Origin of the sequence: Saccharibacillus brassicae, assembly GCF_006542275.1 — a bacterium.
GTDB lineage: Bacteria > Bacillota > Bacilli > Paenibacillales > Paenibacillaceae > Saccharibacillus > Saccharibacillus brassicae.
Window position 1 is genome coordinate 1499868 of the sequence record NZ_CP041217.1, and the last position, 15418, is coordinate 1515285.

Annotated in this window: 11 protein-coding genes and 1 riboswitch; all 11 genes read right to left on the bottom strand. The window is 59.8% G+C overall.

Annotation, left to right across the window (positions count from 1 at the left end; translation table 11 throughout):
• Positions 1–17: 17 nt before the first annotated feature.
• The gene (locus tag FFV09_RS06135) at positions 18–671 is read right to left on the bottom strand and encodes a ThuA domain-containing protein (RefSeq protein ID WP_141446977.1); all 654 of its coding nucleotides are present in this window, start codon (positions 669–671) and stop codon (positions 18–20) included.
• Between the two features lie 220 nt (positions 672–891).
• On the bottom strand, positions 892–2313 hold the full coding sequence (locus FFV09_RS06140; RefSeq protein WP_141446978.1) for an MATE family efflux transporter: 1422 nt from the start codon (positions 2311–2313) through the stop codon (positions 892–894).
• A 170-nt stretch (positions 2314–2483) separates the two neighbouring features.
• Positions 2484–3671, bottom strand: coding sequence for a GGDEF domain-containing protein (locus FFV09_RS06145; protein ID WP_141446979.1), 1188 nt, complete (start codon positions 3669–3671; stop codon positions 2484–2486).
• Positions 3672–3691: 20 nt separating this feature from the next.
• Entirely contained in the window at positions 3692–4213 is a 522-nt protein-coding gene (locus FFV09_RS06150; protein WP_141446980.1) for a GNAT family N-acetyltransferase, read from the bottom strand.
• Between the two features lie 263 nt (positions 4214–4476).
• Positions 4477–6915: a glycogen/starch/alpha-glucan phosphorylase gene (locus FFV09_RS06155; RefSeq protein WP_141446981.1), complete on the bottom strand. Its 2439-nt coding sequence runs from the start codon at positions 6913–6915 to the stop codon at positions 4477–4479.
• Between the two features lie 252 nt (positions 6916–7167).
• Positions 7168–8271, bottom strand: a complete 1104-nt coding sequence (gene glgD, locus FFV09_RS06160) for a glucose-1-phosphate adenylyltransferase subunit GlgD (RefSeq protein WP_141446982.1) — start codon at positions 8269–8271, stop codon at positions 7168–7170.
• A 486-nt stretch (positions 8272–8757) separates the two neighbouring features.
• Positions 8758–9900, bottom strand: a complete 1143-nt coding sequence (locus FFV09_RS06165) for a glucose-1-phosphate adenylyltransferase (protein WP_141446983.1) — start codon at positions 9898–9900, stop codon at positions 8758–8760.
• An 890-nt stretch (positions 9901–10790) separates the two neighbouring features.
• Positions 10791–11606 carry an energy-coupling factor transporter transmembrane component T family protein gene (locus FFV09_RS06170; RefSeq protein ID WP_141446985.1) on the bottom strand — a complete coding sequence of 272 codons (816 nt, stop codon included), beginning with the start codon at positions 11604–11606 and terminating at the stop codon, positions 10791–10793.
• A complete protein-coding gene (locus FFV09_RS06175; protein ID WP_141446987.1) occupies positions 11603–13381 on the bottom strand; it encodes an ATP-binding cassette domain-containing protein in 1779 nt (592 codons plus the stop codon). Before FFV09_RS06175 ends, FFV09_RS06170 begins: the two co-directional genes overlap by 4 nt.
• Complete coding sequence (locus FFV09_RS06180) at positions 13365–13976, bottom strand: ECF transporter S component (RefSeq protein WP_141446989.1); 612 nt, start codon at positions 13974–13976, stop codon at positions 13365–13367. The genes FFV09_RS06175 and FFV09_RS06180 overlap by 17 nt, the downstream gene beginning before the upstream one ends.
• A 124-nt stretch (positions 13977–14100) precedes the next feature.
• Positions 14101–14215, bottom strand: a riboswitch (TPP riboswitch).
• Positions 14216–14291: 76 nt separating this feature from the next.
• Positions 14292–15287: an SDR family NAD(P)-dependent oxidoreductase gene (locus FFV09_RS06185; protein WP_141446991.1), complete on the bottom strand. Its 996-nt coding sequence runs from the start codon at positions 15285–15287 to the stop codon at positions 14292–14294.
• Between the last annotated feature and the right edge of the window lie 131 nt (positions 15288–15418).

Below are 15418 nucleotides of genomic sequence, written 5' to 3' on the forward strand. Positions count from 1 at the left end.
TTGCTGCTTGGGCGGCCTTAGATCGACTGCCCGGCCGGCGCCTGCTTGGCGCACCAGTACAGCGCGCTGCGCAGCAGGCGCAAATACCTCGGATGCGTCCATACGCCAAGCTCGTGCCCCGGCGTCAGCACGGCCACGCGGCCGCGCCCGTAAGTGCGCGTCCAGCCGCCCGGCTGGGCGCCGTGCTTCGATACCGTCGTCATGATCAGGTCCGCGACGGGATCTTCCCATTCCATAAAATAGTGTTCGTCGTGCACGGCGAATTCTTCGATGCCTGCCGCGATCGGATGCTGCTTGTCCGGCCGGATCGTCACTTCGCACGCTTCGGGGTGATGCGTGAACACGCCGCCCAGCAGACGGCGGAACAGCCCTTCTTCCTTGTCATAGCCGGCGGTGCCTGCGTGCACGGCCAGCAGTGCCCCGCCGCGCTCGACGTAATGCTCGAACGCCTGCTGGACGTTTTCGTTCATCCAGTACGCTTTTTCCTCGTCCGATTGGCTGTTCGAACGGCACACCAGCACAACCGGATAATCACCCAGGCGCGCGGGATCGAACTCTTCCACGCGGTCGGTCAGCGTAAATTGGAATTCGTTCTCGTCCAGCTGCGCCAAGCCCTGCCGGATCGTGTCCGCGGGATGCCAGCGATCTTCGCAAATGACCCATACCTTCATTTTGTTCTCTCCCTTCGTTCGTCGAGCGGCCGATCCGCAAACGCTTTCCAAAATTCCGTCCGGCGACCGCTATGTAAGTTCGGGTATACGTAATGTTATTACACTTCAAAAGTGCGCTTGTCTCTTTATGACGGGTTTTTCTTTTGAAACGACAAAAAAGCCTGCTTCCCTTATCCCCGGTGGAGGAAAGAAAACAGGCTTTATGCGGGCCGTGCCGGATTTAAGCTGACGGAGCCGGAGAAGACGTGCGGTTCTCGCCCTGCTCCGATTCGTGATGCTCGATCAGCGAATGCTTTTTCCAGACCCGGCTCTTCCAGCGCATGTACATGACGGCTACCCGGATCCATTCGTCGGCCGCGATCGCGAGCCAGATGCCGGGCAGGCCCATATTCATCTGGAACACGAGCACGTACCCGAGCGGAAGGCTGATGCCGACCATCGAGACGAGTCCGACGTAGACCGGGAACTTGGCGTCGCCGGCGGCGCGGAGCGAACCGATGACGATCATGTTGAACGTCCGGGCCGTCTCCAGTACAATGCTCAGCACGAGCACCTGCGTTGCCATGCGGATAATGTCCGCGTCGTCGGTGAACAGGCCCACGAGCGGATGACGCAGCAGGATCACGACGAGATCGACGATCACGGTGATGACGAGCGCCCGTTTGACGCTGCTCCACACTTGATGGTAAGCGTCTTCCTTGCGGTTCGCGCCGACGAGGCGGCCGACGATGATGCCTGTTCCGATCGCTACGGCGACCGCGAACAGATAGATGAACATCGAGATGTTCGTCGCGTATTGTCGCGCGGCCAGCGCCTGGGCGCCGAGGAACGTCGCGTAGAAGAAGAAGATCATCTGGCACGACTGGTACGTAATTTGTTCCAGCGCGGACGGCACGCCGATCCGCAAAATTTTCATAATATATTCGCGGGTGAGGTTAATGTAGAACTTGAATTGGATACGGACTTCCATGACCTGGTACAGCATCCAGAACAGCACGACCGCCGCGACGGCGCGGCTGATCACCGTGGAGATCGCGGCCCCTTCGACGCCCATCGCGGGGAAGCCGAGGTGACCGAAGATCATGACGTAACCGCCCGCCACGCTCAGGATGTTCATCCCGAGCGCCACGAACATGGTCAGCTTCGTCTGTCCGTACGTCCGGATCGTGGCCGACAGCATATTGATCAGCGCCTGCAGGAAAATCGCGCCGCCGACAATATGCATATACGACTTGGCGTAGGCGAGAATATCGCCGTGCAGGTTCAGCGCAACCATCATATGATGGCCGAACACGAGGAAGAACGCGCTCATGGTCAGGCCCAGCATCAGATTGAGCGTCAGCGACAAGCCGGAAATCTTGGCGGCCTCGTAATGGTTGCGGGCTCCCAAATATTGCGCGATAACGATAGCGGCGCCGTTACCCACGACTTCAAGAATGAGGATGGCGATCGAGATGACCTGGTTGGCCGCACCGACGGCCGCTACCGCATCATCCGATACGCCGCTCAACATCATTGTATCAGTGATCCCCATCAACATGAACAGAAAGACTTCCAGGAATATCGGCCAGGTCAAACGGAACAGATTGAATTCGCGCTCCAGCGGAAGTTTGGCTGCGGCGGCTCCGTTTTTCGTTTTCATCTCTTCGCCCTCCTTCGATCGTTTGGCATCATGATGCCGAAATGAAAATTCCGACATATTGAAACAAAACGTATCTTAGCACGGCAAAGATGAAAAATCATCATTTTTTGCGAAATTTCCTGAAAATTATATAAATACCTGTTTCAAGTTCCGTTTTGGGCTATTTCGCTTCATATATGCACGGCCTGCGTATCCGGCATTTCTTGCGACGCGTACTCTTTTTCCGCGCGATGCACCCGGTTGCGTCCATGCTTCTTCGCTTCGTACAGCGCCAGGTCGCAGCATTTGTACACCCGCTCCAGTTCGGAGCGGTGTTCGGGCACGAACGTCAGCGCGCCGATGCTCAGCGTATACGTGCCCGAAGCGGTCACCGCCGCGCGGATGCGTTCGGCCAGCAGCGTCGATTCGGCTTCGTTGAAGCCCGGCAGCAAAATCGCGAACTCGTCGCCGCCGTAGCGCCCGAACAGGTCGGCCGGCCCAAGCTGCCGCGAGACGATATGGCTCATCTCCCGCAGCACGCGGTCGCCGATATCGTGCCCGTACGTATCGTTGATCCGTTTGAAGCCGTCGATATCGAACAGCAGAAAAGACACCGGACAACCGCGCTTGGCATGTTGATCCAATACGACGCCCGCTTTGTTCAGAAAAGTACGCCGATTCCAGATCTGGGTGAGGTCGTCGAGGCTGGCCAGCCGCAGCAGTTCTTCGTCCGCTTTTTGCTTGGCGAGCAGCACGAAGCCGGTATTGGCCAGCATCATCGTGAGGTAGGCGGCAAGCGAGAACAGGCTGCGGCTGACGCTTGCGGACAGCAGCGCTCCGGCTCCGTCGCCCAACAGGGCGGATGAAGCCCGGATCAGCAGCGCGGCGGCGACGAAGGCGTAGAGAACGCCCATCAGCCTGCGCAGCGCCGGCGCCTCCCGCACGGCCAGCAGCCGAAGCGCCGGCGGCGCGATCAGCGCGGCCGAGAACACGGAAGCGATCACGATGCGCACGGCTTCCTCATTGTACAGCAGCATAGCCGCATGGAACGACAAAACGGCCGACAGCACCACTGCCGTCCCGATCCGCTTCGCCCGGGGCGTCAGCGCTCCCTGAAGCCGCAGCAGAGCCGCGGCTTCGAGCGCCGTTCCGAGAAACAGCAGCGTATTGGACAGCGAGAGGACGGCCAGCGGACCGATCTGATCTTTGAGCAGCATCAGCGCCCAGGCTCCGGACTGCAGCAGCTTGGCGGTAAAAAAAAGCGAGATCGAGTGATCCCGGCTCTCGCTTCGACGATAAGCGCTCAGCAAAACGACAGTAAGCAGATGTCCGCAAATGAGCGAAATATAGACCGTTTGCGCATCAAGATGAAAAGTCATGAGGAGTCGCACTCTTCCCTTCAGATCGTGAGCTGAACGATATCGGGCCAATGCAAAGCGATCTCGGTAAAGGACTGCTCCCCGATCCGGATCTCTTTGCGTTCAATTTCCTCGCTGCCGAGCTTTTGGTAAAAACGAACGGCCGGGTTCTGTTCCAGCACCCAAACCATAAGCGAACGGTAGCCTTTTTTGCGCAGCTCCTCCAGCAGTACCCCGAACATGGCGCGGCCGATGCCTTTGCGCTGTTCGCTCTGCAGCAGGTACACGGCGTACAACTCGGCCTCCTGCGCCCTGCCCGTTTCGCGGTCTACGCCGTAATCGAGAAAGCCGCACACCTGGCCGCGTTCGTTCTCGGCGACCAGCACGCCTTCTCCGGGTTCGGGTTGGCTCAGGCGCTTCTCCCACCGGGTGCGGTGTTCTTCCATGGACAGCTTATCCAGATAAGCGTCCGCGATAATGCCTTTGTACGTCGTTTTCCAGCTGTCGACATGAACCTGAGCAATGCCGGCGGCATCTTCAGGTTGGGCGAATCTGATCTTCATGGGGCTCGCTCCTCTGCAAAAAGTTCAGGTAACGGGATGATCGAATAACGAACCGGACTCGATCCACGACTGGGAAACGGCAAGCTTTTACGCGTTAGAGATAGGATTCGGCGTCTTTGTACGAATTCCTGCCGCAAGAAGCAAGTTATTTCCAAACGTGCGCGCTTATTGCCGCCTCTTTGTCCAAATCATGGCAAAAAGCCGCTCTCCGAAAAGAGCGGCTTCCGTTTCTATTGAGTGAGCGGCTGTGCAAAAAAATTGGATCAGCGCGTGGTCAGGCGGCTACCGACGCCGACCGGCTTGATGCCCCAGATGTCCGACGCGTATTCGCCGATCGTGCGGTCGCCGGCGAAACGGCCGGATTTGGCGATATTGAGAATCGCTTTTTCCGTCCACAGTTTCGTGTTCCGGTAATCGATGCCGATCTGCTCCTGCGCCTGCGCGTAGTCCGCGAAATCCCGCAGGACGAAGTATTCGTCGTTGTGGCTGAGCAGCGAATGGTAGATCGAATCGAAGCTCTGGCCGTTTTGGCAAAACGGGCCCTGAATAAGCTGATCCAGCACTTTTTTGACACGATCGTCGCTGTTATAGATTCCCTGCGCCGAGTAGCCGCCTTCGCGGTAATACTGCTCGACTTCTTCGATCCGCAGTCCGAACAGGTACATGCCTTCGTCGCCGAGCGATTCGTACATTTCGACGTTGGCGCCGTCGAGCGTGCCGATCGTCAACGCGCCGTTCATCATGAACTTCATGTTGCCGGTGCCCGAAGCTTCTTTGCCCGCGGTCGAGATCTGTTCGCTCACGTCGGCCGCCGGCACGATTTTTTCGGCCAGCGAGACGGAGTAGTTTTCCAGGAAAAATACGTTCAGCAGATCTTTGGTCTGCGGATCGTTGTTGACGGTGTCCGCGATATTGTTGATCAGCTTGATGATCTGCTTGGCCATATAATAACCCGGAGCCGCTTTGGCGCCGAAAATAAACGTGCGCGGCGTCAGGTCGAGCGCAGGATTCTCCTTGATCCGGTTGTACAGATCCATAATATGCAGCGCGTTCAGCAGTTGGCGCTTGTACGCATGCAGCCGCTTGACCTGCACGTCGAAGATCGAATTCGGATCGACGGTCGCGCCGTGCTTCTTATGAATATACGCGGCCAGACGCTCTTTGTTTTTGCGCTTGACGCTGCGAATCTTCTCCTGCACGACGGCGTCGCCGGTATGCTTGAGCAGTTCGTTCAGCTGATCGGGCTGCTTTTTCCAGGCGGAGCCGATCGTCTCTTCCAGCAGGTTCTCCAGTTCCGGATTGGCGTGCATCAGCCAGCGGCGGTGCGTGATGCCGTTCGTCTTGTTGTTGAAACGTTCCGGGTACAGTTCGTAAAAGTCTTTCATTTCGCGCTTCTTGAGAATATCCGTGTGCAGCGCGGCCACGCCGTTGATGCTGTGGCTGCCGTGGATCGCCAGATGCGCCATCTTGATCTGCCCGCCTTCGATGATCGCCATGCGCGACACGCGCTCCTGGTCGCCCGGGTACTGCTCCAGCAGCGAGGCGCAGAACCGTTTGTTCAGTTCTTCGATGATCATGTGGACGCGCGGCAGCAGTTCGCGGATCATCTGCTCCGGCCACGTTTCGAGCGCTTCGCTCAAAATCGTATGGTTCGTGTAGGACACGGTGCGCGTCACGATGCTCCAGGCGTCTTCCCAGCCGAAGCCCTTTTCGTCCATCAGGATGCGCATCAGCTCCGGAATGACCAGCGTCGGATGCGTATCGTTGATATGGATCGCGACTTTGTCGGCCAGGCGGTCATGCGGTAGACGCAGTTTGTCGAACGTGCGCAGCACGCTCTGCAGGCCGGCGGAACAGAGGAAATATTCCTGCTTCAGGCGCAGCAGCTTGCCTTCGTATTGGGAATCGTCCGGGTAGAGGAATTCGGACACGGTCTCGACCGAACGCTTGTAGTCCAGGAAATTGTAATAGTTGCCTCCGAAGCCGCGCGTCGGATCGGCAGCCGATTCGGCGCTCCACAGACGCAGCGTGTTGACCGCGGAATTCTCGTAGCCGACGATCGGCACGTCGTAAGGCACCGCCCAGACGTCTTCGCCGTTTTTGGTCTCGTACACGAGGCGGCCGTTTTGTTCATGGCTCTCGACGTTCCCCCAGAAGCGGACGTTGACTTTTTTGTCGCCGCGGCGCACTTCCCAGACGTTGCCCTTTTGCAGCCAGTAATCCGGCAGTTCGACCTGATGGCCGTCGATGATCTTCTGTTCAAACAAGCCGTAGCGGTAACGAATGCCGTTGCCGTGTCCGGAATAGCCGAGCGAAGCGAGCGAGTCGAGGAAACAGGCGGCCAAGCGGCCAAGCCCTCCGTTACCGAGTCCCGCGTCGGCTTCGTATTCTTCGATGTCTTCCAGATCCCAGCCCAGCTCGCCGAGGCCTTCGCGAACCAGTTCCAGCACGCCCAGGTTCAGCAGGTTGTTGCCAAGCAGGCGGCCCATTAGGAACTCCATGGAAAAATAGTAAACCTGGCGTTCGCCGTGTTCCGTATAGGCGCGGTTCGTCGCGGCCCAATCCTGGCCGATCCGTTCGCGGATCATGCTGCCGAGCGCGGCGTAGACGTCGTCCTCGGACACTTCGTGCATTTGGCGGCCGCTGTTGCCGATCAGCCTCTGCTTGAACTCGATTTTGAATTTCTCTTTATCGGTGAACATGGGTTGAGCCCCTTTCCCGTCTGGCCGGTCACGTCCGGCGACGGACAAATAAAGTATGGTTTTGTCTGTAACGACTCAGCTGTCGAAGTACCAGTAGGCGTGGATCAAGATGCAAAAAAGCCTTCCACCACCGCGCTCCAAACATGGAGGCGGCCCAGAAGACCCGTGGGTTTGATACTATTATCGGTTAATCGCCCGGATTTTTTATAGCTGGGTTTCTTGCCGGGCGATTCCGAATTTTTGAAATATTTGCTAAAGCGTGCTTCGCTTGGCGATGACGAACGGTTTGCGCGAGTCGCCGACGAGCGTGCGGTTCTCGGTGACGAGCACGTCTTTGTCGAGAATGACGTTCTCCACGATCGCGCCCGCTTCGATCACGCACTTCTGCATGATGATCGAATTGACGACTTTGGCGCCTTTTTCGACTTTGACGCCGCGGAACAAAATGCTTGTGTCGACTTCGCCCGCGATCTGGCAGCCGTTGGCAACCAGCGAGTTGCGTACGTCGGCGCCTTCGAGGTACTTGGTCGGCGCTTCGTATTTGATCTTCGTCTGCACCGGTTGATCCGGCGAGAACAGCTGCTTGTATTTGTCCTGATCGAGCAGTTCGAGACTGTTCTTATGGTAGCTTTCGATCGAGTTGATGACCGCGTGGTATCCGGTGTACTCGTAACCCGCGATTTTGAGGCCGGCCGGATTGCGCAGGATGGCGTCACGGAAAAAGTAGCTGTCGCCATGCGCGATGCAGTATTCCATCTGCTGCATGAACAAGCCTTTTTCCATAATGAACAGCTCGATGTAGAGGTTGTGATGCCCCTTCTCGTTATGGATGCCGTTCACGAAGCCGTCTTCGCCCACTTCTACCCGGAAGCAGGCATCGTGTTCCGGCTCAAGCAGGTCCACGTGCTTGTACACGACCGTGACGTCCGCGCCCGAAGCTTTGTGCTTGGCGGCGAGGTCGCAGAAGTCGACTTTGGACAAATGCTGGCTGCCCGAATGTACGACGTATTCGCCGGTGCTGCGGGCGAAGAAGTCGCGGTTGTTGTGCATATGCTGCAGGTCGCCGACGGAAATGTCGGTCGGGTCATGCCAGTCCGGAGGCAGGATGAACAATCCGCCGCGTTTGCGGTTGAGATCCCACGGTCCGCCTTCGCCGAGGTGATCGAGCAGCGAGCGGTATTTGCGCCGTACGAACAGCGCGATATCCTGCACGCCCGCGTTCATCATGTTGGAGAGCGCGAAGTCGATCAGGCGGTAACGTCCCGCAAAAGGAACGGCCGCGCCCGCGCGGAAGTAGGTTAATTCGCTGAGTTGGTCCAGTTCGTGGTCCAAGTTGATTACACCCATGAGTTTCATGGTTCCACCGTCCCTTTTCTGCTTTCTTTGGTTCGAAAATCGTGCTATGTGCTCGGTGCGGTTCGCGAGATGGCGTAATCGCCCGTTGGCGTTCGGTAAGTCGGTACGGCGACTAGTTCTCGCGGGCTGATCCTATCGGATCAATATGGCGAGTCGCCGTTTACGGCGATGAATGCCCCACCTATGATCCTAACGGATCAGTAGGGTGAATCGCCGTTTGACGGCGACTAATTATCGCAGGCTGATCCTATCGGATCAGTATGGCGAGTCGCCGTTTGACGGCGACTAGTTATCGCAGGCTGATCCTATCGGATCAGTAAGGCGAGTCGCCGTTTACGGCGATGAATTCCCCACCTATGATCCTAGCGGATCAGTAGGGTGAATCGCCGTTTGACGGCGACAATCTCTCGCGGCTGATCTTTATCAGATCAATATGGCGAGTCGCCGTTTGACGGCGACTAGTTCTCGCGGGCTGATCCTATCGGATCAATATGGCGAGTCGCCGTTTATAAGTAAAATTTCGCTGTCGTCTTCGCGGTCGGCGCCGATCACGGTATTGTCCGGGATCACTTTGCCCTGATCGACGATCGCGCGGTGAATACGCACGTTCTTGCCGATCTTCACTTCCGGCATGATGACCGATTCCGTGATGACGCTGCCTTCGCCGACTTCGACGCCGTAGAACAGGACGGAACGATCGACTTCGCCGTAGACGGTGCAGCCTTCGTTAACCATGCAGTTCTTGAGCTTGGCGTTCGGGGCGATGTACTGCGCGGGCTCGTTCGGGTTCCGCGTGTAGATGCGCCATTCCGGATCGTTCAGGTTCAGTTCCGGATCGTCGTTGAGCAGGTCCATGTTCGCTTCCCACAGGCTCGGGATCGTGCCCACGTCGCGCCAGTAGCCCTGGAACGGATACGCGTACAGCGACAGGTCATCGGCCAGCATCTTCGGTACGATGTCTTTGCCGAAGTCGTGCGCGGATTCGGAATCCGGCTTGTCGATATCTTCTGTCAGGTATTTGCGCAGCACGTCCCATTTGAAAATGTAGACGCCCATCGAAGCCAACGTGCTTTTCGGCTGCTTCGGTTTTTCGTCGAATTCGTAAATTTTCAAATCTTCGTGGGTATTGATCATGCCGAAGCTCGGCGCTTCTTCCAAAGTCACGTTAATGACGGAAATGGTGCAGTCCGCGCCTTTTTCCTTATGGTAGTCGAGCAGCTTCGTGTAATCCATCTTGTACACGTGATCGCCCGACAGGACCAGCAGATGCTCCGGGTCGTATTGGTCGATAAACTTCAGGTTCCGCGAGATGGCATCGGCCGTTCCCCGGTACCAGCTGCTTCCGTCTTCGCGTTCGTGAGGAGGCAGGACGAACACGCCCCCGTTTTTGCGGTCCATGTCCCAGTCGCTTCCGACCCCTATGTAAGAATGCAGCACGAGCGGTTCGTATTGGGTCAGCACGCCTACAGTGTCGATACCGGAATTCGTGCAGTTGCTAAGCGGGAAGTCGATGATGCGGTACGTTCCTCCAAAGTATACGGCAGGCTTTGCCAAAGACTTCGTCAGGCCTTTCAATCTCTTGCCTTGTCCGCCGGCCAGCAGCATGGCGATCATTTCTTTTTTCTTCATTCAGACGAACCTCCTCGGCAATATATACGACTGTGCGCGTGGCGGAGCATTCTCCGCAGATGTGTAAGTGCCCGAACGGGCGGTTGCGACTTGCCAGGATAGCAGAACGGGAATGCAAATCAGCGAGACAGTATAAAACCACATATAACATGTTTAACCCGAGCGAGCCATTTGGAATCTCCATTTGCCGGGAAATTTCGCAATAAAACGCACGAAGCGCAAACGGAATTTTGTGCAAACGATTGAACGAACGCAGCTTGCGCAAATGCGTCGTCCTTCCGTCCTGATGATACCATATACTTGAAAAATTGAAAGTATTAAATGAATATCCGGAACGGAAAGCCGCGGGTGAAGCCGCTCAAACGGACGTCGATCGAAGCCTGTGGGAAAAAGAGCGAAACCTCTGCTTGGGCAGGACGGATTTTGTGCGGATTCGGGGAAAAAGAAGGACTGGCCCGCGTTCTGGTCAGGCTGCCGCAGACGGTGGGGGACATTCGGAAAAATTCGCGGCTTTCGCCTCACCTAACGAACCCGGGTCACGCTATTCGGCGATAAAAACGCTTTTACTGCATACTAACGAATCGCAGCAGCGTTATTTGTCCGAAATCGGCCTGAATCGACGGAATGGGAGCGAATAAGAACACGAGGATTCGTTCGTTTGCAAAAAAGGCGGAAAATCGGGAAATAGCGGTATGAGGATTCGCTGCGCGGGGGCGGGGAACGTGCGGGGTGCGGGGGGTGTGCGTATGGACGTGCATATAGATATGGAGAATGCGAAAAGATCGATAGTATGCAAAAAGACAGTAACGCGCGCAGGCCTGGCCCGAACAAAAACCCTGCCGCTCCATTCGGAGCAGCAGGGTTTTGCGGCAGCCCGGAACGCAGCCCGTTCACGGACTCGTCCGCATGTCGCCGAGCCCGAACACCGGCACCAGCTGCGCCAGCAGCAGCGCGGCGGCAGCCGCTCCGGCGAGCAGCAGGAATACGGCCGCATCGCTGCGCGTAACCGGCGACGGATAATAGTAGGTTCTGCGGCGCTCGGCATCGAAGCGCTTCACTTCCATCGCGACGGCGGTACGCTGGGCGCGCCGGATGCTCTGCGCCAGCAGCGGCAGCGCGTACAGCTCCGGCAGGCGCAGCAGCGCCGCGGGCGCGAAGCCCCGTCCGGCGCCTCCGGTGCCGCGCACGGCAAGGGCGTCGCGCCGGATGCGCAGCTCCTCCAGCGCCATCGGCATGAGGCGAAGCGACGCCATGAAGCTGTAGGCGTATTTGGGGCTGAGCTTCAGGCGCTGCATCAGCGCGTAGAACAGGTCGGTCGAGCGGGTCGTCAGCACGAACAGCAGCCCCTGGCAGCCGAACGCGATCGAGCGGAAGCCCAGATGCAGGCCGCGATAGAAGCTTTCCTGCGAGATCGAGATCGGACCAAGCGACCACCAGATCTCGGTGCCTTTGCCGAACAGGATCATCGACAGCGAAGCGGAAGCGAACGCCAGCGCGAAGCCCGAAGCGAGCAGCGCCGTTTTCCAGGCCGGATAACCGGAAGCGGCGAACAGCAGCAGCAGAAATACGACGGCCAGATAAAACGAAGCGTCGATCCGGTGCGTCAGCACCGTCAAAGCGAACAGCAGCAGGAACAGCGGCAGCTTGAGCGCCGGGTTGGCCCGGTGCAGCCACGTCGTGCGGGCCGGTTCGAAAAATCCGTTCACGGACGTACCTCCTTCGACAGCCGCAGCCCGTCGGCGCGGGAGCGGCCCGTCTGTTCGATCGAGGCCAGCCGGCCGTCTTCGATCCGCCAGATTTGCGTGGCCAGCCGCTCGGCGATTTCCATCTCGTGCGTAATCATCAGCACGGCATGGCCGGAAGCGCGCAGCCGCTCGCACAGATCCAGAATCGCGAACGCGTTGCGTGCGTCCTGGCCGAACGTCGGCTCGTCGAGCAGCAGCAGCGGCTTGTCCGACACGATAGCCGAAGCGACGCTGAGCCGGCGCTTCTGGCCGAGCGACAGCAGGTACGGATGGCGCTCGGCATAATCGCCAAGCCCGAAAACGTCTAGGCAGTCGGAAGCCCGGCGCAGAATGCCGGCTTCCGCTTCGCCGTCCGGTCGGCTGCGCCCGAACCAGCGGGCGCGCCAGCTGCCGCGGGCCGCGCCGCTCTCCGCCGCTTCGCTGCGCAGCGTGAACGACACTTCGTCCAGCACCCGGTTCGTCACGAACTGGAACTCGGGGTTCTGGAACACGAAGGCGGCGTGCCGCGCCGCCGTCTCCCGCAGCGCCCGGCGGCCCGGGGGGCGTTCCCCCGCGTATTCGCACGAGCCTTCATGCGGCAGCAGGCCCATCAGCCCGAGCAGCAGCGAGCTTTTGCCGGCGCCGTTCGGGCCGGTCAGCGCGATCAGGTCGCCGGGCCGGACGGCGGCCGATTCCGCCGCGCAGACGGCCTTGCCGCCGCGCAGCACGCGGAAATCGCGCAGCTGAAGCAGCGGCCGGGCCGCGTCGGCGGCTTCGCCCGGAGCCGCCGATGCGCGCGGCCCGGCAGCGGCGGCCGGAACGCCGGGGGCTTGCGCGTCAACGGCATAGCCGGCCGAAGCCGCGACAGCCGCCTGATCGACGCGCTCGGGCGCAGCGACGCGGAGCGCCGCTTCGCCCGATGCCGCCGCGCCGCCGACAGCGCGCCGCTCGCCTCGCTCGCCGGCCAGCCGGGACGCCGGAGCCGCCCCGGCCCCGTAAGCCTCGTGCCAGGCTTCCGGATGCCAGATGCCGTATTCGCGCATCTCCGCGCGGTAGCGGCCGAAGATCAGGGCCGCCGGACCGTCGGCCAGTATCGTGCCGTCGCCCCGGAACAGGACGACCCGGTCGACCCAGTCCAGCACTTCTTCGAGCCGGTGCTCGACGATGATAACTGTCCGGCCTCCGGCGACGCGGCGAACGGCGTCCCAGATCGTGCGCCGCCCTTCCGGGTCCAGCAGCGCGGACGGCTCGTCGAGCAGCAGCGTGTCCGGTGCGAGCAGCAGCACCGACGCAAGCGCGAGGCGCTGCTTCATGCCCTGCGACAGCGAGCCGATCGCGACGTGCGGGTCGGGCAGGTCCAGCCCGACTTCGCGCAGCGCCTGTTCGATCAGCGGCCGCATCCGCGGCGCGGGCACTTCCAGATTCTCCAGCACGAAAGCCAATTCTTCGTCGACGTAAGGCATACAGAACTGCGTGTCGGGGTCCTGGAACACGATGCCCGCCGAATCCGGCACGCTCAGCCGCTCCGCCTTGAGCGGCACTTCCGTGATCCGCGGGATGATGCCGCCGAGCACCTGCAGCAGCGTCGATTTGCCGCAGCCGCTCGGGCCGAGCAGCAGCACTTTTTCGCCGCGGCGGATTCGGAGCGACAAATCGCGAAACAGCAAGTCCGGCGTGCCGGGAAATTTCAGCCGCAGCTTCTCCGCTTCGGCGGCGTATTCGACCTTGGGCTCCGGCTGTTCAGCTGTCCAGCGCATCGTATTCTTTCCTCTCCACCGGCCGCAGCGACTGGGTAACGCCGGCTTTTTCGAGCAGCTTCGCCAAGCCGTACATCAGGTACCCGGCGATGACGAAGCCGCTGATCGTCCGCAGCGAATATTTCAGAATAAGCAGCCACGTCGCGTATTCCGTGACGTACCCGTAATAAATGTCCGCCAGCAGCGAGCCGGCGGCCGCCGCGATACCGGCAAGGCCCGCGACGAAAGCGCTGGTGCTGCGGTAACGGAACGCCGCGAAGACCAATTCGGCGCCCAGCCCCTGCACGACGCTGTAGAGCAGCAGTTGGATGCCGTAGGCGCTGCCGAAAGCGATCTCCAGATGCGCCGCCGCGATCTCGGCGATCAGAGCGACGCCGGGCTTGCGGATCAACAGAAACGCAAGCGTCGAAGCGGCGAACCACATGCCGTAGACCAGCTCGTCCGACTGGACGAACAGCAGCCCCGCGATGCTCGATACCGATGCCCACAGATGGTAGACGACGCCCAGCACGAGCGATACGACGACCGTGACCAATACGTCGGTCAGCGTCAATCCTTTGCGCCGCGAAGGCGCCTTTTCACTTTTGATACCCATTGTCCCATTCTCCCCGCTCATAGTCGTTTGCTGCGGTAACGACGAGGGTTCGCCCGGCATTTTCGCTGCCGGAAGCGCAAAAAAGCGGCTTTCCGGCATAAAAATGCGCAGAAAGCCGCCGATTTCACGGACGGATACGAATTCTCTACGCTGGCATGATCCAGATCAGATTAACGGTCAGAAGCGGTCAAACGGCTTCAATCTCAGTCCGGCTCGCCCGGACCCCCGTATCGTTATGCAGTTGCTTTTCACCCTACACCTTTTGGCGCGGCAGCGCAACAGCGAATTTCCGCATGCGCCGCTTAGGTAGGTCTCTTACTTCATGCCGCGCCGCAAAATCCGCAGCATAACGGCCTGCACCAGCCGGTCCGGCAGCCGCTTTTTGAACCAGACGAGCGCGGCCGCCCCGCGCGGCAGCACATAGCGAAAACGGCCGCGGCCCCGCCGTCCGAGCGCCAGGTCCACCGCGAGCTTCGCCACGTCGCGCGGATCGCCGCCGCTCTGCGCGCTGGCACGCGACATATCGAGCATCCGCTGCAGCGCCGCCTCGTTCGGCGAATGCTCCGCCCGGTGAATGCCGGCGAAGCCTTTGTCCCAGATCTCCGTCTTGTACGACGCCGGTTCGAGCACGTAAGTGCGGATACCGTGCGGAGCCGTCTCAAGCGCGAGCGATTCGCTGAAGCCTTCGATCGCGAACTTTGACGAGACGTACGGCGCGTAGCCGGGCAGGCCGATCGCGCCGCTGACGCTGCTCATCTGGATGATGCAGCCGCTTCCGGCCTCGCGCATGTACGGGACGACCGCGCCGGTCATGGCGATCAGGCCGAACACGTTGACCGCGAACTGTTCCCTCCAGCCGTGCATCGGCACTTCGCCGATGAATCCGCCCATCGCGAGTCCCGCGTTGTTGACGAGAATATCGATCCGCCCGAACGCTGCGCCAATGTCCGCCACCGCTTCGGTCACGCGTGCGTCGTCACATACGTCAAGCGCCACCGGGAAGATCAGGCCCGACACCGGCCCGGTTCCGAGCGGAATCAGGCCGCGCGGTTCGATCGTCTTCCCGGCGTCTCCGCTCCGATTCCGGACGGCGCCGGCTTCGGCTCCAGGTTCTGCGTCCCTGCCCGCTGCGACTTCCGCCCCTGCCGCGCGGTCGGCTTCCCGCGCCGCGGCCAGCAGCCGCTCCGCCGCTTCCGGCCGCCGCATGCAGGCCGCTACGCGCACCCCCTCCGATGCCAGCCCGATACAGATATGCAGGCCGAACCCGCTCGACGTGCCTGTCACGATCGCCGTTTTATTTTTCGTATCCATGTTTCGGCGCTGCTCCTTCACTTGGACCGCTCCCCGTTTGTCAATTTTCATTACATTATACGTTTGCTTGCTTTACATAATATCGACCAAGTGATAGCGTTGATCTATTCCCCTTACGAACGGACTCCTCT

Coding starts and splice junctions, on each gene's coding strand:
- FFV09_RS06135 (WP_141446977.1), bottom strand. CDS start 671: ATGAAGGTATGGGTCATTTGCGAAGATCGCTGGCATCCCGCGGACACG.
- FFV09_RS06140 (WP_141446978.1), bottom strand. CDS start 2,313: ATGAAAACGAAAAACGGAGCCGCCGCAGCCAAACTTCCGCTGGAGCGC.
- FFV09_RS06145 (WP_141446979.1), bottom strand. CDS start 3,671: ATGACTTTTCATCTTGATGCGCAAACGGTCTATATTTCGCTCATTTGC.
- FFV09_RS06150 (WP_141446980.1), bottom strand. CDS start 4,213: ATGAAGATCAGATTCGCCCAACCTGAAGATGCCGCCGGCATTGCTCAG.
- FFV09_RS06155 (WP_141446981.1), bottom strand. CDS start 6,915: ATGTTCACCGATAAAGAGAAATTCAAAATCGAGTTCAAGCAGAGGCTG.
- glgD (WP_141446982.1), bottom strand. CDS start 8,271: ATGAAACTCATGGGTGTAATCAACTTGGACCACGAACTGGACCAACTC.
- FFV09_RS06165 (WP_141446983.1), bottom strand. CDS start 9,900: ATGAAGAAAAAAGAAATGATCGCCATGCTGCTGGCCGGCGGACAAGGC.
- FFV09_RS06175 (WP_141446987.1), bottom strand. CDS start 13,381: ATGCGCTGGACAGCTGAACAGCCGGAGCCCAAGGTCGAATACGCCGCC.
- FFV09_RS06180 (WP_141446989.1), bottom strand. CDS start 13,976: ATGGGTATCAAAAGTGAAAAGGCGCCTTCGCGGCGCAAAGGATTGACG.
- FFV09_RS06185 (WP_141446991.1), bottom strand. CDS start 15,287: ATGGATACGAAAAATAAAACGGCGATCGTGACAGGCACGTCGAGCGGG.